The sequence below is a fragment of the Ferrovibrio sp. genome (genome assembly GCF_964218355.1).
Taxonomy (GTDB): domain Bacteria; phylum Pseudomonadota; class Alphaproteobacteria; order Ferrovibrionales; family Ferrovibrionaceae; genus Ferrovibrio.
The window spans coordinates 106,260-126,668 of sequence record NZ_CAXPMC010000020.1 but is presented as its reverse complement, the minus strand read 5'-3'; the positions used below and the strand labels follow the sequence as shown (position 1 = coordinate 126,668).

General features: G+C 66.6%; 22 protein-coding genes and 1 tRNA gene. 9 read left to right on the top strand and 14 right to left on the bottom strand.

Annotated features, from left to right (window positions below; genetic code table 11):
* Positions 1 to 5: 5 nt before the first annotated feature.
* The 4 genes from ACEQZY_RS14710 to ACEQZY_RS14695 all read right to left on the bottom strand — a co-directional run bounded on the left by ACEQZY_RS14710 (position 6) and on the right by ACEQZY_RS14695 (position 3,476).
* The gene (locus ACEQZY_RS14710; RefSeq protein ID WP_370155466.1) at positions 6 to 833 is read right to left on the bottom strand and encodes a GNAT family N-acetyltransferase; all 828 of its coding nucleotides are present in this window, start codon (positions 831 to 833) and stop codon (positions 6 to 8) included.
* Between the two features lie 14 nt (positions 834 to 847).
* Positions 848 to 1,903, bottom strand: coding sequence for an NAD-dependent epimerase/dehydratase family protein (locus ACEQZY_RS14705; protein ID WP_370155464.1), 1,056 nt, complete (start codon positions 1,901 to 1,903; stop codon positions 848 to 850).
* Positions 1,900 to 2,724, bottom strand: a complete 825-nt coding sequence (locus ACEQZY_RS14700; RefSeq protein WP_341704989.1) for an ABC transporter permease — start codon at positions 2,722 to 2,724, stop codon at positions 1,900 to 1,902. Before ACEQZY_RS14700 ends, ACEQZY_RS14705 begins: the two co-directional genes overlap by 4 nt.
* Positions 2,725 to 2,807: 83 nt before the next feature.
* Positions 2,808 to 3,476, bottom strand: a complete 669-nt coding sequence (locus ACEQZY_RS14695) for a TetR/AcrR family transcriptional regulator (RefSeq protein WP_370155462.1) — start codon at positions 3,474 to 3,476, stop codon at positions 2,808 to 2,810.
* Between the two features lie 210 nt (positions 3,477 to 3,686).
* Here ACEQZY_RS14695 and ACEQZY_RS14690 point away from each other — a divergent pair, with 210 nt between their 5' ends.
* The gene (locus tag ACEQZY_RS14690; RefSeq protein ID WP_341704987.1) at positions 3,687 to 4,700 is read left to right on the top strand and encodes an ABC transporter substrate-binding protein; all 1,014 of its coding nucleotides are present in this window, start codon (positions 3,687 to 3,689) and stop codon (positions 4,698 to 4,700) included.
* Positions 4,701 to 4,917: 217 nt separating this feature from the next.
* Complete coding sequence (locus ACEQZY_RS14685) at positions 4,918 to 6,156, top strand: MFS transporter (RefSeq protein ID WP_341704986.1); 1,239 nt, start codon at positions 4,918 to 4,920, stop codon at positions 6,154 to 6,156.
* Here ACEQZY_RS14685 and ACEQZY_RS14680 read toward each other — a convergent pair whose 3' ends face one another.
* The 3 genes from ACEQZY_RS14680 to ACEQZY_RS14670 are packed head-to-tail and all read right to left on the bottom strand — an operon-like array spanning position 6,157 to position 7,573.
* The gene (locus ACEQZY_RS14680; RefSeq protein ID WP_370155459.1) at positions 6,157 to 7,020 is read right to left on the bottom strand and encodes an alpha/beta fold hydrolase; all 864 of its coding nucleotides are present in this window, start codon (positions 7,018 to 7,020) and stop codon (positions 6,157 to 6,159) included.
* Between the two features lie 17 nt (positions 7,021 to 7,037).
* Positions 7,038 to 7,178: a hypothetical protein gene (locus tag ACEQZY_RS14675; protein ID WP_341704984.1), complete on the bottom strand. Its 141-nt coding sequence runs from the start codon at positions 7,176 to 7,178 to the stop codon at positions 7,038 to 7,040.
* Complete coding sequence (locus ACEQZY_RS14670; RefSeq protein WP_370155456.1) at positions 7,175 to 7,573, bottom strand: nuclear transport factor 2 family protein; 399 nt, start codon at positions 7,571 to 7,573, stop codon at positions 7,175 to 7,177. The genes ACEQZY_RS14675 and ACEQZY_RS14670 overlap by 4 nt, the downstream gene beginning before the upstream one ends.
* Positions 7,574 to 7,686: 113 nt before the next feature.
* Between ACEQZY_RS14670 and ACEQZY_RS14665 the strand changes: the two genes are divergently transcribed.
* Positions 7,687 to 9,093 carry a dipeptidase gene (locus ACEQZY_RS14665; RefSeq protein WP_370155454.1) on the top strand — a complete coding sequence of 469 codons (1,407 nt, stop codon included), beginning with the start codon at positions 7,687 to 7,689 and terminating at the stop codon, positions 9,091 to 9,093.
* A gap of 3 nt (positions 9,094 to 9,096) precedes the next feature.
* Here the strand turns inward: ACEQZY_RS14665 and ACEQZY_RS14660 are convergent, their stop codons facing one another.
* The 6 genes from ACEQZY_RS14660 to ACEQZY_RS14635 all read right to left on the bottom strand — a co-directional run bounded on the left by ACEQZY_RS14660 (position 9,097) and on the right by ACEQZY_RS14635 (position 15,697).
* Positions 9,097 to 9,531 (bottom strand): cytidine deaminase, encoded by a 435-nt coding sequence (locus ACEQZY_RS14660; protein WP_341703879.1) that lies wholly within the window; start codon positions 9,529 to 9,531, stop codon positions 9,097 to 9,099.
* Entirely contained in the window at positions 9,528 to 12,182 is a 2,655-nt protein-coding gene (locus tag ACEQZY_RS14655; RefSeq protein WP_370155452.1) for a valine--tRNA ligase, read from the bottom strand. The genes ACEQZY_RS14660 and ACEQZY_RS14655 overlap by 4 nt, the downstream gene beginning before the upstream one ends.
* Before the next feature lie 117 nt (positions 12,183 to 12,299).
* Entirely contained in the window at positions 12,300 to 12,980 is a 681-nt protein-coding gene (locus ACEQZY_RS14650; RefSeq protein WP_370155450.1) for a DUF2497 domain-containing protein, read from the bottom strand.
* Between the two features lie 229 nt (positions 12,981 to 13,209).
* Positions 13,210 to 14,586: a TolC family outer membrane protein gene (locus ACEQZY_RS14645; RefSeq protein ID WP_341703882.1), complete on the bottom strand. Its 1,377-nt coding sequence runs from the start codon at positions 14,584 to 14,586 to the stop codon at positions 13,210 to 13,212.
* A gap of 95 nt (positions 14,587 to 14,681) precedes the next feature.
* On the bottom strand, positions 14,682 to 15,017 hold the full coding sequence (locus ACEQZY_RS14640) for a rhodanese-like domain-containing protein (protein ID WP_370155447.1): 336 nt from the start codon (positions 15,015 to 15,017) through the stop codon (positions 14,682 to 14,684).
* A gap of 8 nt (positions 15,018 to 15,025) precedes the next feature.
* The gene (locus ACEQZY_RS14635) at positions 15,026 to 15,697 is read right to left on the bottom strand and encodes a protein-L-isoaspartate O-methyltransferase (RefSeq protein WP_341703884.1); all 672 of its coding nucleotides are present in this window, start codon (positions 15,695 to 15,697) and stop codon (positions 15,026 to 15,028) included.
* 197 nt (positions 15,698 to 15,894) lie between these two features.
* Between ACEQZY_RS14635 and ACEQZY_RS14630 the strand changes: the two genes are divergently transcribed.
* Positions 15,895 to 15,968, top strand: a tRNA-Cys gene (locus ACEQZY_RS14630).
* 185 nt (positions 15,969 to 16,153) lie between these two features.
* The gene (locus tag ACEQZY_RS14625) at positions 16,154 to 16,531 is read left to right on the top strand and encodes a hypothetical protein (protein ID WP_341703885.1); all 378 of its coding nucleotides are present in this window, start codon (positions 16,154 to 16,156) and stop codon (positions 16,529 to 16,531) included.
* Here the strand turns inward: ACEQZY_RS14625 and ACEQZY_RS14620 are convergent.
* Positions 16,510 to 17,025: an ester cyclase gene (locus ACEQZY_RS14620; RefSeq protein WP_370155444.1), complete on the bottom strand. Its 516-nt coding sequence runs from the start codon at positions 17,023 to 17,025 to the stop codon at positions 16,510 to 16,512. The genes ACEQZY_RS14625 and ACEQZY_RS14620 overlap by 22 nt on opposite strands.
* A 139-nt stretch (positions 17,026 to 17,164) precedes the next feature.
* On the opposite strand from ACEQZY_RS14620, the gene ACEQZY_RS14615 reads away from it, so the two are divergent.
* The 4 genes from ACEQZY_RS14615 to ACEQZY_RS14600 are packed head-to-tail and all read left to right on the top strand — an operon-like array spanning position 17,165 to position 20,404.
* Positions 17,165 to 18,082: an AAA family ATPase gene (locus ACEQZY_RS14615; protein WP_370155442.1), complete on the top strand. Its 918-nt coding sequence runs from the start codon at positions 17,165 to 17,167 to the stop codon at positions 18,080 to 18,082.
* A gap of 11 nt (positions 18,083 to 18,093) precedes the next feature.
* Positions 18,094 to 19,344: a VWA domain-containing protein gene (locus ACEQZY_RS14610; protein WP_341703888.1), complete on the top strand. Its 1,251-nt coding sequence runs from the start codon at positions 18,094 to 18,096 to the stop codon at positions 19,342 to 19,344.
* Positions 19,341 to 19,670 carry an XdhC family protein gene (locus tag ACEQZY_RS14605; RefSeq protein WP_341703889.1) on the top strand — a complete coding sequence of 110 codons (330 nt, stop codon included), beginning with the start codon at positions 19,341 to 19,343 and terminating at the stop codon, positions 19,668 to 19,670. Before ACEQZY_RS14610 ends, ACEQZY_RS14605 begins: the two co-directional genes overlap by 4 nt.
* The gene (locus tag ACEQZY_RS14600) at positions 19,667 to 20,404 is read left to right on the top strand and encodes an XdhC family protein (protein ID WP_370155440.1); all 738 of its coding nucleotides are present in this window, start codon (positions 19,667 to 19,669) and stop codon (positions 20,402 to 20,404) included. Before ACEQZY_RS14605 ends, ACEQZY_RS14600 begins: the two co-directional genes overlap by 4 nt.
* The last annotated feature ends 5 nt before the right edge of the window (positions 20,405 to 20,409 follow it).

Here is a 20,409-nt window from a genome sequence, read left to right as displayed (position 1 = left end):
TCGTCCTACCCGAATTCCGGACCCGCGATGACAAAGCCGCGGGCCGCGTCGCCGAGGACCGGCGGCCGGTCCGCCAGCGCCATGCGGCGGAAACTGCGCTGTATCGTGAAGCCGCGCCGCTGCAGCTCGGCGGCAAGACCGGTCCAGCGGTCCGGCACGTCGAGAAAGACCGGGCCGGTCGCGCGCGCCAGCGCCGCGCGCAGCAGGGCCAGCGCCGCCCCCTCGTCGCTGGCGGCCAGCGGACCGATCTGGGTGGCAAGCCGGCCTGGCCGGGCAACGACGATGCCATGTTCCTTCAGCCGCAGGGCCAGATGCGGCGCGCGGGCACGGAAGCTGCGCAGCAGGCTGGCGCGCGGGGCACCGAACACGGCGGCATCCAGCGCCACGGCCGCCGGCAGCTGGCTTTCCTCCAGCGGCAGCACGGCACCGAAACTGCCGCCATCCGGCCCGCCCTGTCCCTGCCACCGGGTGATGCCGCCAAGCGGCCGGAAGCCGAGCGGCAGATAGACCTTCTCGCCGGCCGCCGTGGCATCCAGCAGTGGCACGATGCCATCCCAGCGCAGGGCCGTGATGCAGTGGTTGAGCAGCTTGGTGCCGAGGCCGTGACGACGCATCGGTGCCGTCACCAGCACCATGCTGATCCATGCAAAGCGGCCATAGGGCATGATCGCTGCCGAGGCCACCGGCCGGCCGTCGCCGTCGCGGATGCCGACCACCCGGCCGAGATCGAGAAACAGCCGCCAGTCGTCCGCCGTCTGGTTCCAGCCGGCCTCGGCCGACAGGGCCAGCATGCCCGGCAGGTCGGCTTCGGTCAGGTGGTCAATGTCCAGCACGGCATCCATCGCGGTCAGTAGGCGCCGTCGCGCACTTCGAAATGGGTCGGCTTGCCGAGGCTGCGGCCGCTGCGGGCCACCCAGTCGGCCACCCAGTCGAGCATGGCCGCCAGCGGGATGCGCGGATAACCGAACAGCCGCGCGGCCTCCGCGGCATTGTTGAGCCAGGCTTCCGGCGCTTCGGTGCCGGTGATCTGCGGCGTCTTGCCGAAACGCCGGCCGAAACTCTCGGCCAGCCAGCGCACCGCGATGGTTTCCGGCCCGGTCACGTTCAGCGGCGAGGTCGGCACCGTCGCCGCCTTCAGGCAGCGCAGGGCCTGGGCATTGGCATCGCCCTGCCAGATCACGTTGACATGGCCCATGGTGACATCCACCGGCTCGCCGCGCATCACCAGCTGCGCCACATCGTGCAGCACGCCATAGCGCAGGTCGATGGAATAGTTCAGGCGGAACAGGCGGCCCGGTGTGCCATGCACCTGCGAGAAATGCTCGAACATGCGCTCGCGGCCAATGCAGGACATGGCGTATTCGCCCGGCGGCTCGGGCAGGGTCTGCTCGGTGGCGCCCTGGCTGGCGACCGGCACGAAGGGATAGACGCAGCCGGTGGAGAAAGCGACGATACGCGACGCGTGGAAGCGTTCGGCCACCAGGGCCGGCACATGGGCATTCATGGCCCAGGTCAGCGCCTGGTTGCCGCTGGCGCCGAACTTGCGGCCAGCCATGAAAACGATGTTGCGCGCGCCCGGCAGCTTCGCCAGTGCACCGCGATCCATCAGGTCGGCGGCGATGGTCTCGATGCCATGGCTCTCCAGACCTTCCTTCAAGCCCTTCTCGCTGAAGCGGGCGACGCCGATCACGCGCTTGTTCGGTGCGGCACGCTTGGCCAGCCGCGCCATGGTCGGCCCCATCTTGCCGCCGACGCCGAGGATCATGATGTCGCCCTCGGTCGCTTCGAGATCGGCGGCCAGCGCCCGGCTCGGCCGGGTCATGAATTCCTCCAGTGCCGCCTCGTCCGCAAAGCCGTCCGGCAGCGGGCTGTCATCCAGCCACAATTCTTTCGACGCAGTCATGACGCAATCCTCGCATCCTTGCGGATCAGCAGATGCTCGAGCACCAGCACCAGCAGATAGAGCAGGATGCCAAGCAGGGTGATGAGAATGACGGCCATGAACATGGCCGGGGTATCCAGCGCCGCCTGCACCTGGATCATCAGGTAGGCAAGGCCGCGGTCCGACGCGATGAACTCGCCCACCACGGCGCCGGCGACGGCAAGGATCGCCGCCACCTTCATACCCGAGAACACATAGGGCAGCGCACCGGGCAGCTGGATGTAGATGAAGGTCTGCCAGCGCGACCCCTTCAGCGAGCGCACCAGATCCAGCAGGTCGGGCTCGACCTCCTTCAGGCCGCGCACGGTGGTCAGCAGGATCGGAAAGAAGCAGAGGCTGAGGGTGATCAGGATGTTGGTGCTGATGCCGTAGGAGAACCAGACGATGATCAGCGGCCCCAGCGCCACCTTGGGGATCATGTTCAGGGTGACGAACAGCGGAAAGATCGCCAGTGTCAGCAGCCGCGACCAGGTGAACATCAGGGCCAGCAGCACGCCGGAGACCAGCGCCAGCACATAGCCGCCGAAAATCTCCAGCCCGGTGACCCAGGTATTGTCCAGCCAGCCGTAATTGGCCTTGGCGAGTGTGGCGAAGATCACGCTGGGCGCCGGCAGGATGAAGGCCGGCAGGCCGGTCAGCCGCACGAGGATTTCCCACAGGATGACCGCGGCCACATGCACGGCGGCAATGGCCAGCCAGCGCAGGTAGCGGCCGCCGCTCTCGGCTGCGGTTCCGGCAGCGGTCTCGCTTGCGGCCGCGGCCGCTGTGTCGCCTGACGCCATGCCCCCTCCCGTCGGTGCGGCCCGGATGACTGGAGCCAGTCTAGCCCCGGGCCGGACCATAATCAACCAACTGTTTGATTATTTCAGTCGGCAGCCTCCGGCCGCAGGGCGGCCAGGGCAAAGCGCACCACATGGCGCCGGTATTCGGAGACCGCCTTGGGGCGGTCGAGGGACCGACCGAAAATCGCCGACAGGGTGCGGTTGTTGGAAAAGAAGAAATACGACAGGCCGGCGATCGAGATATACATCTGCACCGGATCGAGATCGCGGCGGAACACCCCTGCGGCGGCGCCCCGCTCGAGGGTTTCCTGCATCAGCGCCACCAGTGGCGAATGCATCTCCTCCAGCCGCTCGGAGCCGCGGACATGGCGGGCCTCCTGCCGGTTCTCGTCGTTCAGCAGGGCGATGAATTCGGGGTGTTCGGCCAGGTAGTCGAAGGAAAAGCCGACCAGCCGCTCCATCGCCGCCACCGGCGGCAGGTCGCCCAGCTGCAGCGCCTTCTCGCGCGCGCGGATCTCGGCATAGACCGCCTCCAGCGCCGCCCGGTACAGCTCGTCCTTGCTGCCGAAGTAATGATAGACGAGCTGCTTGTTGACCCCCGCCTTCTGGGCGATCTCGTCGATCCGGGCCCCGGCAAAGCCGCGGGCAGCGAAATCCGCCACCGCGGCCCGCAGCAGGGCTGCCCGGGTGGCAACCGGGTCGCGGCGGCGTTCTGTGGGCTCTTCCCGTCCCCGGCTGGTGGTCTCGGACATCAGTTCCTCTTCCTTAGCACTCGGCAACCAATCATCCAACTGGTTGATTATTTATTGAACCACGATGACGGGCTGGCTACAGTTTGCACCGCAGGGTCCCACGGGGCCCGCGGCGGGATGCTGCCGGTTCCCGCCGCCCGGAGACCGCCGGTCCTGCTCAGGACACGGACTTCCGGAGGCGGCCGGCGAATCAGCCACGAGGGGGTCATCATGACATTTCGCCGTTTCCTTGCCACCGCCGTTGCCGGAGCCGTCAGCGGGGCCGTTGCCGCGGTACTGGTCCCGACCGCCGGCCATGCCGCCGAGAAGGCCAACCTGCTGCTGAACTGGGTGCCGACTGCCGATCACTCGCCCTACTACTATGCCAAGGCCCAGGGCTGGTACGAGAAGGAAGGGCTGGATGTCAGCATCGAGGCCGGCCGCGGCTCCGGCGTCTCGGCCCAGCGCATCGGCGCCGGCAACACCGAATTTGCCGTCGCCGACATGGCCACGGCCCTGGTCGCCAAGAGCAAAGGCGCCGACATCGTCGCCGTGATGACCGTCTATGCCAATTCGCCGCAGGGTTTCTACTGGCTGAATTCCTCGGGCATCAAGGGCCCCAAGGATTTCCCCGGCCACAAGCTGGGCAACCCGCCGGGCGATGCCTCGCGCGTGATGTGGCCGGCCTTCGCCAAGGCGGTCGGCATCCCGGCCGATTCCGTCAGCTTCGTGAATGTCAGCCCCCAGGCCAAGCTCGCCTCGCTGAAAAGCAAGGCGATCGACATCACCAGCGACTTCTACAACGAGCATGACCTGAAGGTGCGCGAATTCGGCAAGGACCTCGGTTTCCTCGCCTGGCGCAACATCGGCCTGAACCTCTACGGCAACTCGGTGATCGTCAACGGCGACTACCTCGCCAAGAACCGCGACACGGTGGCCAAGTTCGTCAAGGTGTCGCAGAAGGCGTTTGCCGCCTGCGTCGCCGATGTCTCGCCCTGCCTGAAGGCACTGATGGCCAGCGTCAGCGGCCTCGACGAGGCGAACCAGCGCGACCAGTGGAACCGCATCAAGGAGCTGATGACCGACCCGACCACCACCGGCGTCGCCCTTGGCGCCTTCGACGGCAAGCGGCTGGCCGGCGACTACGATCTGGTGAAGACCTATTTCGGCATGGAGAAGGATTTCGATATTGCGAAATCCTACACCAACGACTTTCTCGACAAGAGCGTGAAGATGCCGAAGTAAGCCGGTCGCTTTCCCACCGCAAACCGCAGCGCGGGGCCTGGTGCCCCGCGCTTTTTATTGCACCGGCACCAGCCTGCTGCAGCGCCGAACCGGGCGGTTACTTTCCGCTGGCCGTATATGAACAATCTGCTAGAGTCGCGGCAACCGGCGGATACAGCCGGTGGAAACGCCACCCGACCGCGCCCCAGTCTCCACACCGTCGTCTCGCAGGCCGCAAATGACCGATCTCGCCCTTCCCGCGGGCCAGCCCGCCTCCTCGCTTCCCAACCGCGACCTCAAGGTGATGGCGCTGATCGGCGTCGCCCATGGCTGCAGCCATTTCTTCCAGCTGGTGCTGCCGCCGCTGTTCCCGTATCTGAAGACCGAATTCGCCGTCAGCTATACCGAACTCGGTCTGGTGATGACGCTGTTCTACGTCACCTCCGGCGTGCTGCAGACCCCGGCCGGATTCCTGGTCGACCGCATCGGCGCCCGCAATGTGCTGATCGGCGGGCTGGCGATCTTCTGCACCGCCATCCTGCTCTACGGCCTGGTGCCCTCCTACTGGATGCTGGTGCCGGTGGCGATCGTCGCCGGCATCGGCAACTGCGTGTTCCATCCGGCCGATTTCTCGATCCTGAACGCCTCGGTCGACCAGAAGCGGCTCGGCCGCGCCTTCGGCACCCACACGCTGGGCGGCAATCTCGGCTGGGCACTGGCGCCGGTGCTGATGGCCGGCGGTGCCGCGCTGTTCGGCTGGCGCGCGGCACCGGTGATCGCCGCCCTGGTCGGCTATGCGATCCTCGCCACCCTGCTGCTGAACCGCGACCTGCTGAAGGAAGATGCCGGCGCCGCCCGCCGTGCCGCCGTCAAGTCCGGTGCCAAGACCGAAGCCCTCGGCCCCCTGCTCAGCCTGCCGGTGGTGATGTGCTTCCTGTATTTCCTGCTGCTGTCCTTTGCCCTGATCGGCACGCAGAATTTCCTGCCCGCCACGCTGGCAGCCCTCTATGAGACGCCGCTGACCGTGGCGACCACGGCACTGACCGGCTTCCTGCTGGGGGCTTCGGCGGGCGTGATGGTCGGCGGCTGGATCGCCGATCTCGGCGTGCGGCTGGAAACCATCGTGATCGGCGGCCTGCTGGGTGCTGCCGCCCTGATGCTGGTGGTGGCCAATCTCGACCTGCCGGCAGCCATGCTGGTGGCCGTGGTGGTGGGTGCAGGCTTCCTGCAGGGCCTGACCACGCCGTCGCGCGACCTGATCGTGCGTGGCGCCGCGCCCAAGGGTGCCTCCGGCCGCGTCTTCGGCTTCGTCTATTCCGGCCTTGATGCCGGCTCGGCCCTGGCACCGCTGGTGATCGGCCTGCTGCTCGACCATGGCGGTGCCAGCAAGGTGCTGTGGTTCGTCGCCGCCATGCTGGCGCTGACCACGCTGACGGCCGTTGCGATCCGCCGCAGATCGCAGCCGCAGCCTGCCTGATCAGACAGCAGGCCGCGAGTCCAGCCAGCCCAGCAGTTCGGCGTCGAAGGCCGCGGGCTCCTCGAAGCAGGGCGCATGGCTGCTGCGCTCGAAGACGCGGATGGTGAGGTCGCGGAAACGCTCGCGAACGGCTTCCCAGCACCAGGGCGGCGGCACCAGGTAATCGTAGCGGCCAAGGCCGAGAAACACCGGCCGGTCCAGCGCATCGAGGCCGGCGGTGATGTCGATATCGCGGAAGACTTCACCCCAGACATGGTTGAACATGGTCATGTTGGTTTCGATGCCGTCCCAGAGCGGGGCGGCATCGAAGGTCCAGTCATACCAGCTCTTCGGTCCGGTCAGCAGGCAGTATGTCACAAAGGCCTTTTCCGGTGCCGCCTCCATGGCCGCCGGCAGGCGCGCCATGTTGGCCGCCAGTGCCGCCTTGCGCTCCGGGCAGACGGACTCCGCAAGATAGCGTTCGGCGGCGGCATGGCCTGCAGCCGAATAATCCGGCGCCACATTCAGCATCACCACATGCGAGACATGCTGCGGATACCGCCTGGCATAGTCCAGCGCCATGAAGGCATGGCCGGAATGGCCGAGGATCACGACCTTCCCGAGACCCAGATCGCGCCGGGCCTGCTCGATATCACCGGTCAGCTTTTCCAGCGTGTACTCGCCCGCATCCGTGCAGTCGTTGCCCGGCGCAAAGCCGCGATGATCCATGAAAACCATGCGCAGATGCCGGCGCAGATTCTGCGAGAACAGCCGCGGGTAATAGAGGGCCGAGCCGATCACCAGCACCGGGCGTCCCTCGCCCTCGATGGCGTATTGCAGAGTGAAGCGGCCACACCGGATGGTGCCGCTGTCCCGTCCGGACATGGATACAGGCCCCCGGTTCAGTTCCGGCCGTGGTCGGTGCAGCTGTCGGCCGATTTGCACCAGCTGCGCAGGCCGGCGGCAAATGTGGTGGCCGGATCGCTGCAGGCCGACAGGCCCAGCAGGATCGCCATGGCGGCAAGGATCGCGCGGGCTTTCATGCCGGCACCGTTTCGGCCGGCAGCGTTTCCGCCGTGAAGGTCTTGCTGATCACCACCCAGCGGCCATCCAGCCGGATCAGGCTGAGATAGTCGGTGAAGACCCGCGGCAGGATGGCGCAGTTCAGCTTCACCATGGCGGTATCGGGTCCGGTGCGGTCGACCGACAGGATACGGTCGTATTCGCGGCCCTGCCCGTTCGCCTTGGGCGAAGCCCGCCCCTCGACCATCTTGCACCACTCCTCGCGCGGCACATGCATCAGCTTGCCGTCGGCCGCGGCGAACAGGCTGGAAGCCGGATGGAAGGCCTGCCGCAGCTTGGCGGTATCGCCCTCGTACAGACCATCGAGATAGATCTGCACCACGGCAAGGATGTCGGTGATCGCGGAATCGGTCATCGGCGGTGTCTCCCTGGCAGCGCACATCATCAGGCCGTCTTCCCGCCGTCAAGCCGGTCATTGTATGCTGACATTGGCCGCCGGCCTTGTCCGCGGCCCATGGGAGGCGGCCAATGCGGATCACCTGGACGGAGTTGCGGCGGGATACCGCGGCGGCGTGGCAGGGCCGCATGGTCGAGATCGAGGGCTGGCTGTCGCCGGCCGACCCGGAAGACGCCGGGGCCGGTAGCGTGCTGACCGAGGAACCGGTCTGCTGCGCCGGCTGCCTGCCGGCCGCGCCCGAACGCCGCCTGCATCTGCCAGAACTGACCGGCGCGGCAGCCGGCCTGCACCGGCTGCGCGGTATTCTGCGACTGGCCGAGACCACCGCCGGCGACTGGTGGTGCGAATTGCAGCGGCCGGTGCCGGCCGCACCGGCCGCGATCGCCCCCGGCTTCACCCGCCGGGACCTGATCGCCGGTGGGCTGGCGGCCGGGCTGGCCGCGTGGATGCCGCTGCGCCCCGCACAGGCCGCCCCCGATGCCGGCGCCTTTGCTGCAGCCCGCCGGCTGCTGGACGGGCAGACCACCATGGATCTGCACAGCCATGGCGGCTCCCTGATCGGGCTGCGGCGCATTCGTGAAAAGGCCCCGTTCTCCCCGCTGGCCGCCCCCATGCGCGAGGGCGGCATGGCGGCGATCTGCCTTGCCGTGGTGGCCGACAGTCCTGCCACGCGGGTCGAAGACAAACGCATCCGCCCCTACCGCGATCCCGACCCCGGTGAACTGTATGCCTATGCCGGGCAGGCCTTCGCGCGGCTTTTCGATCTGGTGCGCAGCCAGGAACTCGGCGTCGTCGCCACCCGGGCAGACCTGCAGGCGGCAACGCCGGACCGACCGTCGGTGATCGTCAGCAGCGAGGGCGGCGACTTCCTCGAAGGGCGGGCGGACCGTGTCGACGAAGCCTTTGCAAAGTGGCGCCTGCGCCATCTGCAGCTCACGCACTATCGCGTCAATGAACTGGGCGACATCCAGACCGAGCCTCCGGTGCATGGTGGGCTGACCGCGGCCGGCGAAGCCGTGGTCCGCCGCTGCAACAGGCTCGGCATCGTCGTCGATGTGGCGCACGGCACCTACGACCTGGTGAAGCGTGCCGCCGCCGTGACCGACAAGCCACTGGTGCTGTCGCACACCTCGCTGAACCCGAAGCCCGGCCGCTACAGCCGCACCATCGGGCCGGATCATGCCCGTGTCATCGCCGAGACCAATGGGGTGATCGGCATCTGGCCGCCTTCCACGATCTACCCCGATCTTGCCGCCATGGCCGAAGGCATGGCGCGCATGGTGGAAGTGGCCGGCATCGACCATGTCGGACTGGGCAGCGACATGATGGGTCTGCTCAGCCCGGCCGTGCTGCCGGGCTACGACCAGCTGCCGGGGCTGGCGGCAGCCCTGCTGGCGCAGGGATTCTCGAAGGAGGAGATGCTGAAGCTGCTGGGCGGCAATATCCGCCGCGTCTTCCTCGCCGGACTGCCGGCCTGAGGCCTAGGGCTGCCGGTGGTATTTCAGCGGCAGCAGGTCGGACGGCGCATAGGCCGACAACCGGCCTTCGGCATTCAGGATCACCCGTGCCTCGGGGGCGAAGTCGCGGATCATCTCGCGGCAGATGCCACAGGGCGCAACCACCTGGATATCCTGGTGCTGCTCGGTCGGGCGTGGATGCCGCACCGAGACGATGGCCTCGACCGGATCATCGGGCCCGGCCCCTTCCGCCATCGCCTGACCAACCGCAACCGCCTCGGCACAGACCGAGGCGCGGCCGACATAGGTGTCGAGATGCAGGCCGGTGAAGACGCGGCCCGACCGGGTGCGCAGGGCCGCCGCGATATGGTGCCGCCCGACGGCATAGCGCTTGCGGATCAGGGCGGAGGCTGCCGTGATCAGCGCGAGATCTTCGGGGCTGAGCGGTGCGGCATTCATCCGAGCTGCTGCAAGGCGTCGGCCAGTTTCTCGGCCTGGGCCGAATAGGAGCCGCGCCGCTCCTTCTGTTCCTCGACCACGGCTTCCGGGGCGCGGGAGACGAAACTGGCATCGCCGAGCTTGGCATCGATCTTGGCGATTTCGGCCAGCGCCTTGTCGCGCTCCTTGCCCAGCCGCTCCTTTTCCTTCGCGATGTCGATCACCTCGGCCAGCGGCAGGACAAAGGTGGTGCCGTCAATGACAATGCGGGCGCAGCCCTGGGCCTGCTCGCCGGTCGGCGCAGCCTGCTCCATGGTGATGGTTTCGATGCGGGCCAGGCGCTTGATCGGGTCGCTGTGGCGCAACAGGCGGCGGATCAGTTCGGCATCATCGCCAATGCCCTGCATGGCGATCTTGGCGCCGGCCGGCACGTTCAGTGCCGACCGGGCGCCGCGCACGCCCTCGATCAGGCGGATCAGCCAGTCGATCTCGGCCGCCGCGGCCTTGTCCTCGCTGCGCACCCCGTCGCCCGGCCAGCTACGCAGCATCAGGAACCCATCCGGCCGGCCGTACAGCTTGTCCCACAGCTCCTCGGTGACGAAAGGCATGAAGGGGTGCAGCAGGTGAATCAGCTGCCGCAGGACATAGGCGCAGGTTGCCTGGGTTTCAGCCTTGAGCGCCGCATCCTCACCCGTCAGGGCCGGCTTGATCAGTTCGAGATACCAGTCGCAGAAGGTACCCCAGGTGAAGTGATACAGCGCACCGGCCGCGTCGTTGAACCTGTAGGCTTCGAGCGCGGCATCCACATCGCGCACCGCCTGCGCCAGGCGGCCGAGAATCCATTTATTGATGATGCCCTCGGGCGCCTTCGGGTCGAAATCGTCCGGCAGCACGCAGCCATTCATCTCGGCAAAGCGGGCAGCATTCCACAACTTGGTGGCAAAGTTGCGATAGCCCTCCACCCTCTGCTCCGACATCTTCACGTCGCGGCCCTGGGCGGCGAAAATCGACAGGGTAAAGCGCAAGGCATCGGCGCCGTATTTGTCGATGATGTCGAGAGGGTCCATCACATTGCCCTTCGACTTCGACATCTTCTGGCCCTTCTCGTCGCGGACCAGGGCATGGATGTAGACCGTGTGGAACGGGGCCGTCTTGGTGAAATGCAGCCCCATCATGATCATCCGGGCGACCCAGAAAAAGATGATGTCGAAGCCGGTGACCAGCACATCGGTCGGGTAATGGCTCCCGAGCACCGGCGTCTGCTCCGGCCAGCCGAGGGTCGAGAACGGCCACAGCGCCGACGAGAACCAGGTGTCCAGCACATCCTCGTCACGGGTCAGGTCCACGGCCTTGCCGTAATGCTTCGCCGCTTCCGCCTGTGCCTCGGCCTCGTCATAGGCAACGAAAACCCTGCCATCCGGGCCGTACCAGGCCGGAATCTGGTGGCCCCACCAGAGCTGGCGCGAGATGCACCAGGGCTGGATGTTGCGCATCCAATCGAAGTAGGTCTTTTCCCAGTTCTTCGGCACGAACTGGATATCGCCCTTCTCCACCGCCTCGATGGCGGGTTTCGCCAGCACCGCGGCGTTGACATACCACTGCTCGGTCAGCCAGGGCTCGATCACCACCTGCGAGCGGTCGCCATGCGGCACCATATGCCGGTTCGGCTCGATCTTCTCGACCAGCCCCAGCTCTTCCATCTCGGCAACGATGGCCTTGCGGGCGGCGAAACGCTCCATGCCGCGGTATTTTTCCGGCACATTCTCGTTCAGATGCGCATGCCGGTCGAAGATGTTGATCATCTCGAGACTGTGCCGCTTGCCGACCTCGAAATCGTTGAAGTCATGTGCTGGCGTGATCTTCACCGCGCCCGAGCCCTTCTCGGGATCGGAATATTCGTCGGCAACGATGCGGATACGGCGACCGACGATCGGCAGGATGGCGTACTTTCCGACCAGCGCCTGGTAGCGTTCGTCCTCCGGATGCACGGCGATGCCGGTATCGCCCAGCATGGTCTCCGGCCGCGTGGTGGCCACGGTGATGAAAGTGTCCGCCATGCCCTCGACCGGGTAGCGGAAATACCACAGATGGCTTTTGACCTCGTGCTGCTCGACTTCGAGATCGGAAATCGCGGTCAGCAGCTTGGGATCCCAGTTCACCAGCCGCTGGTCCTTGTAGATCAGCCCTTCGCGGTAAAGCTCCACGAAGACCTTGCGCACGGCATGGCTGAGGCCGTCATCCATGGTGAAGCGTTCGCGGCTCCAGTCACAGCTTTCGCCCAGCCGACGCTGCTGGCCGGTGATCATGCCGCCTGATTCCGCCTTCCACTGCCATACGCGTTCGACGAATTTCTCGCGGCCCATGTCGTGGCGGTTCTGCTGCTTTTCCGCCAGCTGGCGTTCCACCACCATCTGGGTGGCGATGCCGGCATGATCGGTGCCCGGCTGCCAAAGGGCATCGCGGCCGCGCATGCGCTGCCAGCGGATCAGGATATCCTGCAGGGTATGGTTGAGCGCATGCCCCATATGCAGGCTGCCGGTCACGTTCGGCGGCGGCAATGCAATGGTATAGGGCCGGCCGGACTTCACGCCCTGCCGGAAGCAGCCGCCCTCCTCCCAGGCCTTGTACAGGCGGGCTTCAACGTCCTGGGGTGAATAGGTCTTGTCCAGCATGGGCTCGGTCAGCTTCGGCAATTCCGGGAAAGGGCGGAAAATAAAGACGATCCGGCGGCCCAAGTCCAGACTTGGCCGCGTGTGAACTGGTTCCGGAGCGGCCGGCCGGCCGCGATTTTACAGGTGATCCTGCTCTTCTTCCGCCTGGATGGTCAGGCGGGCGACCTCGCGCTCGACGATGCGCTGGACGATGGTGGCCAGATGGGCATCCAGCCATTCCTTCAGCATCGGCCGCAGCAGTTCCTTGACCAGTTCCTCCAGCGTGCGCTGGCTGTTGCCCATGGCCATGGCCCGCGAACCGGCCACCGCACTGGACAGCTGGCCAAGATGGGCGGCGGCGCGGGCGGCGGTCGGCTCGGAAACCAGCCCCTCGAAATCGCGGTCGACCATGTCGGTCAGTTCGAGAATATCCTCGCGCGGCTGCGGACGCGGCGGGGGAGCCCGGCGCGGCGGCGGCGGGGGTGGCGGCGGAGGCTCGTAAGCGGCTTCCGGCTCCGGTTCCGGCTCGGCCATCATCGGCTCGGGTTCCGGTTCGAAGGCAGGCTCGGGTTCCGGCGCCGGCTCGGGGTCCGGTTCGAAGGCAGGCTCGGGTTCCGGCTCCGGCTCGGGGTCCGGCTCCGGCGCCGCCATCACCGGCTCGTCCTCTGCAGCCTCCGGCTCCGGGGCTTCCGCTTCGGCAGCCGGAGCATCGGCATCGGCGGCAGCGCCGTCGGCATTGTCCTCGGAAATGATCCGTCGGATGGAGGCAAGGATTTCCTCCATCGTCGGTTCATTCTGACCTGCCTTGGGGTCGCTCATGCCCTCGCCCGAAAAATTGGTCCGTATCCCGGATACCGTCCGGAAGCCAGCACCGGCCTGAAATCCCGGCCGGCGCGTAAACACCGTCCGGCGCATGCCATGGCCGAATCATAGACCGATGGTATGCGCCGGAAGGATAACCGAACTGTTAACACCGGTTAAGGGGATTTTCCCGGAAATCCCCTATCGATCGACGAATTACCCGATTCGCTGCGTTTTTTGAGGCCGCTCAGTCCGCCGTCAGGCCGCCATCGGTGCCAAACCACTTGTCGCGGACCCGGTCATAGTTGGCTATCGGGTCATAGTATTCGACCGGCAGGCTGAGCTGGCGGGCTCCGAGGCGCCCCACCGCCGACAGCAGGGTGAAGCCGGCAACATACTCGTCGCGGCGTGACCGCACCTCGGCAACCCGCGCGTCGAGATATTCCTGCTCCTGATCCAGCACGTCGAGCGTGGTGCGCGAACCGACCTCGGCTTCCTGCTGCACGCCTTCCAGCGCGATGCGGGCGGCTTCGACCTGCGCCTGGCGCGCCTGGATATTCGAACGGGCCGTGTTGAGATTTTCCCAGGCCTGCACCACCTGCTGACGCACGGCGCGGCGCTGTTCCTCGACCTGGATGCGGCGCTGGTTATGTACCTGCTTGCGCTGGCGGGTCTGGCTGTAGACCGAACCGGCCTCATACAGCGGCACCGAAACCGACAGTGCAATCTTGGCCGTTTCCGAATCGATATGGGTGGTGGACTGCTCCTCCGCCTTGGTCAGCGTGCCATTCAGCGACACGGTCGGCAGCAGCGCACCGGATGCCGTGCGGACATCGAACTTCGCCGCGACCTCGCGGAACCGCGCACCAAGCAGGGTCGGATTTTCATCATAGGCAACCGCCAGCGCCTCTTCCTCGCTTTTCGGCAGCGGCGGCAGCGGCGGCGGGTTGACCAGTGTGGTCGGCATCTCGCCCATCACCCGGGCCAGCACGGCGCGGCTGGAAACCAGTGCGCCTTCAGCCGAAATCCTGCCGGCGGTGGCACCGCTGAGCCGCGATTCCGCCTGGGCGACATCGGTGCGGGTGATCTCGCCGACACGGAACCGCTCGCGCGTGGCTTCCAGCTGGCGCCGCAGCACTTCCTCGTTGTTGCGGTTGAGCTCGAGCACCGCCTGGTTCTGCACCACGTCCATATACGCCGTCACCGCATCCAGCAGCACGCTGCGCTCGGTCGATGCCAGGTCCTGGCGGCCGGCCAGCACCAGTGCCTCGGCTGCATCGGTGGCGGCTTCGGTGCGACCGCCGCGATACAGCGGCTGCGACACGGTCAGTGAGAGCGAACGCGGATCTGTATAGCCATCCCGCGAGGAGGTCGAGGCCACGCTGAATTCCTGGCGCTGCCGGCCAATCTCGCCGCTCAGCGTCACCGTCGGGCGCCAGCCGGACAGGGCCTGCGGCACACCCTCATCGGTAGCCCGCAGCGCCGCACGGGCCGCCAGCAGGGTCGGGTTGTTGTTATACGCAGCGGACAGCGCGTCCGCGAAGGACTGGGCAAAGGCCGACGGGGCGGCAATTGCAACGGCACCGGTCAGCGCCGACGCCAGAAGGGCCTGCTTGAATGTCATGACGCGCATCTGTCCTTTTTTCCTGTGAGCGCTTCTTGCAGCGTCGTTCCCCGTCAGCACCCGGCGATTCCGCCTGATTATGCAATCACTCGAGTTCAGTATGTCGGCATATCCCGGTCGATCTCGCTGGCCCAGGCGTGAATCCCGCCAGCCAGGTTGATGGCCTGTGCGAAGCCGTTCCCCCGCAGCCACTGCATCACCTGCCGGCTGCGGCCGCCGTGATGGCACATCACCACCAGCGGCTTGTCCTGTGGTAGTTCGTCCTTGCGGCCTGGTACCTGCTGCATCGGAATGCGCAGGCTGCCATCCACGGCGCAGAGCGCGACTTCCCAGTCCTCGCGTACATCCAGCACGGCAATGTCGCGACCGGAACGCCGCCAGGCATCAAGTTCCGCGACGCCGATTTCCAGTGGCAGGCTGCTGACGGCCATGGTGCCGCTCAGAACACAAATCCGGCCGGCTGCTCGAAACCCGGCAACACCGGGGTTCCGGCATCGAACAGCACCCGCTCGGCAAGCACCCCGGCCGTCCGACGCACGATCACCGCCTGACCGATCGGGCTTTCCGCGGCGCGCACCACGCCGATCAGCCGTCCGCCTTCGGCGAGCTGGTCCAGCAGGGCTGGCGGAATCTCCGGCACGGCGCCCGCCAGCAGGATCACGTTGAACGGACCCTGCTTGGGCAGGCCGGCGGCCAGCGGCCCCTCCACCATGACGGCATTGACATTGCCCAGCTGTTCAAGAACCTGGCCGGCCTGCGCCACCAGTGCCGGGTCGGCCTCCAGGCCGATCACGGTGCTGGCCAGCCGCGAGAGCACCGCGACGTCATAGCCGGTGGCGCTGCCGACCACGAGGGCCGTGTCCGAGGGGGCGATCTCCGCTTCCTGCAGCAGGCGCCCCAGGATCATCGGCTCCATCAGGAATCGGCCCGGCGCGACCGCAACATCCTCGTCCATGTAGGCGACGCCGCGGTAGGCCTTGGGCACGAACTGTTCGCGCGGCACCTCGGCCATGGCCGCGATCACCTGCTCGTCGATCACCTTGTTGGGCCGCAGCTGGGTCAGCACCATATAGCGGCGGGCTTCTGCAAATTGGCGGTCGGCTTGGGCCATGGGCGTGCAATCCGGGCTGAAACGCGGAAGGAAGAATGTTGCCCTTATAATGCTGCGATGCGGTGAAAACAATGGCCCGATGCGGGGTTAGCGGCCACGAACCCGGCGCGGCGTGCGATCCGTCACACTACCCGGACGCCCCCTGAACCCCTTGACCCCGCGGGGGCGAAACCCGTAGTAAGAGGCGCGTTTGCTGGGGTCCGGTGGCGGAGTGGTGACGCAGCGGACTGCAAATCCGCGTACGCCGGTTCAATTCCGGCCCGGACCTCCATTCCCGTGACGCCTCCGGTTCCCGTGACCTCTCCGGCCCGGAAGGCAGTGGCGCCGTTTCCGGGCCACCCGGGAACCGAATGCCCCATACCCCTCAGATAGCCCATTATCAGGAATACACTCTCATCGGCTGCGGAAAACGCGGTATGGTGACGATCATTCCCCGAATCGCGGCAGGAGGCGGCGATGAAGATCATCGGGTTTGGCAAGGACAACAAGGTCGATCACCTGGTCAGCAAGGACATGCTCGACCGGGAATCCGCCCGCAAGCTGCAGAAATTCCTCGAAGAGATCGAAATGGGGATTTTCAGCGCCAACCGCGAGGTGATCCGCAGGGCGGTGCCGGAGCTCAACCGGGAATCCTTCATGGCCTTTGCCGTCCGGGTTGCCGAGGCGCGGGCCCGCTATGTCAAGATCGCCCTCGAACTCTCCGGCAAGGCCAATCCCAGCCTTGAGGACATTGCCCGGCTGAGGGCCGCCCGCGAGACCAATGACGAACTGGTGCATGCCTTCGAGGCCACCAAGCGGGTCATCGAACGCGGCTACACGATCCTGACGCGCTGATCGCCGGCGGGCTGGCCGGCGGCCCAGTCCCGGGCCTGGGCCAGCATGGCCGGGTCCGGCGCCTCCTGCCCCAGCTGGCGCAGCAGGGTGGCCAGGTCGTAGTAGAAGCGTTCCTCGGCCAGCAATCCGCCCCGGAAGCGCACGAAGACCGCAAAAGGCAGCACGAAAGACTGTCCGGTCGGCGCAATCCCGAGAAACGGGCCGACATGGCGGCCGACATATTGTGGCTGTGCCACATAGGTTTCGTCGTCGATCCACCAGGCGGCACCATCGGGCATGCGTTCGACCACATTGCCGAAGGCTTCCCACCATTGCCGGTAATGCCGTTCGGCGCCGGCCAGCCCGTGGAAGACCTGCCCGGTGGCAAAATCACGGAACATGCAGTCCGGATGCACGGTTGCCAGGGTGCCCTCCATGTCATGGGCATTCTCGGCGGCAAGATGACGCAGCAGCATCTGGCGGTTCGGGTGCGGATCGGGGATCGCGGCAGTCATGGCGGCTTCCTTTGCATGATTTCCTGTCCCCCAGACGGTGCGCCCTGCCGTTTTGTGACGCCCCGGCCCGGCCATCATTGCGGGCCCCGGTCAATCGGGGCATGATTTTGATCCGTTCCGCCCTAAATCTCCGAGACAGATGACCGATTTGCCCGCCTCCATCGATGCCGTCGAAACCCTGCTGAACCAGGGCGACTATGTCGCCGACCGGCCGCTGGCCACGACACTGTTTCTTGCCCTGAAAATGGGCCGGCCGCTGTTCCTCGAGGGCGAGGCCGGCGTCGGCAAGACCGAGATCGCCAAGGTGCTGGCGCAGACGCTGGGCCGCAGCCTGATCCGCCTGCAATGCTATGAAGGCCTGGATCTCGCCTCGGCCGTCTACGAGTGGAACTACCCGCGCCAGATGCTGGAAATCCGTCTCGCGGAAGCCACCGGCGAAGGGGACAAGGGCTCGCTGGCCCGCGACCTGTTCAGCCCCGATTTTCTCGTCGAGCGCCCGCTGCTGCAGGCCCTGCGGCCCGATCCGGCCGGTGCTCCGGTGCTGCTGATCGACGAACTCGACCGCACCGACGAACCCTTCGAGGCCTATCTGCTGGAGGTGCTGTCCGACTTCCAGATCACCATCCCCGAGATCGGCCCGGTCAAGGCCGCCGCACCACCGATCGTCATCATCACCTCGAACCGCACCCGCGAGATTCACGATGCCCTGAAGCGCCGCTGCCTGTATTACTGGGTCGATTATCCCGATGCCGAACGCGAGCTGGCGATCCTCGAGCGCAAGGTGCCCGGCGTGCCGCAGCGGCTGAGCCGCGAGATCGTCGCCTTCGTGCAGCATCTGCGCGAAACCGAACTGTTCAAGCTGCCCGGCGTCGCCGAGACCATCGACTGGACCCGCGCCCTCAGTTTCCTCGACAAGGTGGCGCTGGACCCCGAAACCGTCGACAACACGCTCGGCGTGCTGCTCAAATACCAGGATGACATCGCCAAGATGAAAGGCTCCGAGGCCGCCGCGATCCTGCACAAGGTGCAGCAGGACATGGCCGCCCTCGGCGTCTGAACGGTGGCGGCATGAACACCCTGCTGCCCGACCTGCCAGACCATGGGCATCCCGGCAGCACGCCTGGCGCCTTTGCCGCCAATATCGTGCATTTCGTGCGCCTGCTGCGCGCCGCCGGCCTGCGGCTGGGGCCCGGCAAGGCCATCGATGCCGTGCGCGCCGTGGAGGTTGCCGGCATCCGCCGCCGTGACGATCTGTACTGGACGCTGTTCTCGGTGCTGGTGAACCGCCGCGACCAGCGCGAGCTGTTCGACCAGGCATTCCACATCTTCTGGCGCGACCCGAAGATCATGGAGCGCATGATGAGTCTGATGCTGCCGCAGGCCGAGGGCAGCGCCGACCCGAAGAAAAAGGAACTCTCGCAGCGCATCCGGCAGGCGATGCTGCCGGGCCAGGGCGACCGGCCGCAGGAGGCCGCACCGAAAGAGGTCGAGATCGATGCGACGCTGACCTTCTCGGCTGACGAACTGCTGCAGCAGAAGGACTTCGCCGAGATGACCGCCGAAGAACTGGAGGCGGCAAAGGCGGCACTGGACCGGATCGACTGGCCGTTCCGTCCGCAGAAAATCCGCCGCCTGCGTGCCGATCCGCGTGGCCACCGCATCGACCTGCGCGCCAGTCTGCAGGCCTCCATGCGTACCGGCGGCGCCATCATCCCCCTGAAGCGCAAAAGTCCCGGCCTGCGACCGCCGCCGCTGGTGGTGCTGTGCGACATCTCGGGCTCGATGAGCCAGTACAGCCGCATGTTCCTGCATTTCATGCATGCCCTGACCAGCGACCGTACCCGGGTGCACAGCTTCCTGTTCGGCACGCGGCTGACCAACATCACCCGCATGCTGCGCCAGCGCGATGTCGACAAGGCGCTGGCCGCGGTCAGCGAAGCCGTGCCGGACTGGTCGGGCGGTACCCGGATCGGCACCACGCTGGCCGAGTTCAACCGGCTGTGGTCGCGCCGCGTGCTGGGTCAGGGCGCCGTGGTGGTTCTGGTCACCGACGGGCTGGACCGCGAAGGCGGCAGCGGACTGGCCCGCGAGATGGAACGCCTGCACAAATCCTGCAACCGTCTGATCTGGCTGAACCCGCTGCTGCGCTGGGACGGGTTCGAGCCGAAGGCGGCCGGAATCCGCGCCATCCTGCCCCAGGTTGACGATTTCCGGCCGGTTCACAATCTTAGTTCCATTGCCGACCTTGCCGCCGCACTCAGCCGCGACAGCACGGCCGGCAACCGCCTGCAGGACAATCTCGGAAGGATGGCCGCATGACCACCGACATCCAGGACGACATTCTCGCCGCCGCGCTGGACTGGAAGAAAGCCGGTCGCGACGTGGCACTCGCCACCGTGGTCACCACCTGGGGCTCGGCCCCGCGCCCGGTCGGCAGCCAGCTGGCCGTCGATGGCGAGGGCAAGTTCATCGGCTCGGTCTCCGGCGGCTGCATCGAGGGTGCCGTGGTGACCGAGGCGCTGGACGCCATCGCCGACGGCAAGCCGCGCCTGCTGGATTTCGGCGTCTCGGATGCGCAGGCCTGGGAAGTCGGCCTCGCCTGCGGCGGCAAGATCCAGGTCTATGTCGAACGGCTCGACGGATGAAAAAGGGAATCCTTGAACAGCTGCAGCAGGACCGGGCCGAAAAGCGCCCGGTGGTGCTGGCGACCTTCCTGAAGACCGGCGAGCAGCGGCTGCTGTATCTCTACGGCAAGAAGGGTCTGAAGGATAGCGACCCGCGCATCGGCGAGGCGGCCCGGGCCGCCATGCTGGAAGACAGGCCGCGCACCATCGAGACGGATGACGGCCCCCTCTTCCTCAATGTCTTCAATCCGCCGCTGCGGCTGGTGCTGGTCGGCGCCGTGCATATCGCGCAGGCACTGGTACCGATGGCGCAGCTGGCCGGCTACGAGGTGATCGTGATCGACCCGCGCAGCGCCTTCGGCTCGGCCGAACGGTTCCCAGGCGTGCAGCTGTCGAATGACTGGCCTGATGAAGCAATGGCCCAGCTGAAACCGGATATCCGCACGGCGGTGGTGACCCTGACCCACGACCCCAAGATCGACGACCCGGCCCTGATCGCGGCCCTGCAATCCGACGTGTTCTACATCGGCGCGCTGGGCAGCAAGAAGACGCATGCCTCAAGGCTGGAGCGCCTGCGCGAGGCCGGTATCGCTGAGCATGAATTTTCCCGCATCCACGGCCCGGTCGGACTCACCATCGGCGCGAAATCGCCGGCCGAGATCGCGATTTCCATTCTCGCCCAGATGACCGCGTCCCTGCGCCAGCCGGCCGCATCGGCTCCCGCACCGGCGCCGGCCGGCCCGGCCGCGGCCTGACATCC

Coding starts and splice junctions, on each gene's coding strand:
- ACEQZY_RS14705 (WP_370155464.1), bottom strand. CDS start 1,903: ATGACTGCGTCGAAAGAATTGTGGCTGGATGACAGCCCGCTGCCGGAC.
- ACEQZY_RS14700 (WP_341704989.1), bottom strand. CDS start 2,724: ATGGCGTCAGGCGACACAGCGGCCGCGGCCGCAAGCGAGACCGCTGCC.
- ACEQZY_RS14695 (WP_370155462.1), bottom strand. CDS start 3,476: ATGTCCGAGACCACCAGCCGGGGACGGGAAGAGCCCACAGAACGCCGC.
- ACEQZY_RS14690 (WP_341704987.1), top strand. CDS start 3,687: ATGACATTTCGCCGTTTCCTTGCCACCGCCGTTGCCGGAGCCGTCAGC.
- ACEQZY_RS14685 (WP_341704986.1), top strand. CDS start 4,918: ATGACCGATCTCGCCCTTCCCGCGGGCCAGCCCGCCTCCTCGCTTCCC.
- ACEQZY_RS14680 (WP_370155459.1), bottom strand. CDS start 7,020: ATGTCCGGACGGGACAGCGGCACCATCCGGTGTGGCCGCTTCACTCTG.
- ACEQZY_RS14675 (WP_341704984.1), bottom strand. CDS start 7,178: ATGAAAGCCCGCGCGATCCTTGCCGCCATGGCGATCCTGCTGGGCCTG.
- ACEQZY_RS14670 (WP_370155456.1), bottom strand. CDS start 7,573: ATGACCGATTCCGCGATCACCGACATCCTTGCCGTGGTGCAGATCTAT.
- ACEQZY_RS14665 (WP_370155454.1), top strand. CDS start 7,687: ATGCGGATCACCTGGACGGAGTTGCGGCGGGATACCGCGGCGGCGTGG.
- ACEQZY_RS14660 (WP_341703879.1), bottom strand. CDS start 9,531: ATGAATGCCGCACCGCTCAGCCCCGAAGATCTCGCGCTGATCACGGCA.
- ACEQZY_RS14655 (WP_370155452.1), bottom strand. CDS start 12,182: ATGCTGGACAAGACCTATTCACCCCAGGACGTTGAAGCCCGCCTGTAC.
- ACEQZY_RS14650 (WP_370155450.1), bottom strand. CDS start 12,980: ATGAGCGACCCCAAGGCAGGTCAGAATGAACCGACGATGGAGGAAATC.
- ACEQZY_RS14645 (WP_341703882.1), bottom strand. CDS start 14,586: ATGACATTCAAGCAGGCCCTTCTGGCGTCGGCGCTGACCGGTGCCGTT.
- ACEQZY_RS14640 (WP_370155447.1), bottom strand. CDS start 15,017: ATGGCCGTCAGCAGCCTGCCACTGGAAATCGGCGTCGCGGAACTTGAT.
- ACEQZY_RS14635 (WP_341703884.1), bottom strand. CDS start 15,697: ATGGCCCAAGCCGACCGCCAATTTGCAGAAGCCCGCCGCTATATGGTG.
- ACEQZY_RS14625 (WP_341703885.1), top strand. CDS start 16,154: ATGAAGATCATCGGGTTTGGCAAGGACAACAAGGTCGATCACCTGGTC.
- ACEQZY_RS14620 (WP_370155444.1), bottom strand. CDS start 17,025: ATGACTGCCGCGATCCCCGATCCGCACCCGAACCGCCAGATGCTGCTG.
- ACEQZY_RS14615 (WP_370155442.1), top strand. CDS start 17,165: ATGACCGATTTGCCCGCCTCCATCGATGCCGTCGAAACCCTGCTGAAC.
- ACEQZY_RS14610 (WP_341703888.1), top strand. CDS start 18,094: ATGAACACCCTGCTGCCCGACCTGCCAGACCATGGGCATCCCGGCAGC.
- ACEQZY_RS14605 (WP_341703889.1), top strand. CDS start 19,341: ATGACCACCGACATCCAGGACGACATTCTCGCCGCCGCGCTGGACTGG.
- ACEQZY_RS14600 (WP_370155440.1), top strand. CDS start 19,667: ATGAAAAAGGGAATCCTTGAACAGCTGCAGCAGGACCGGGCCGAAAAG.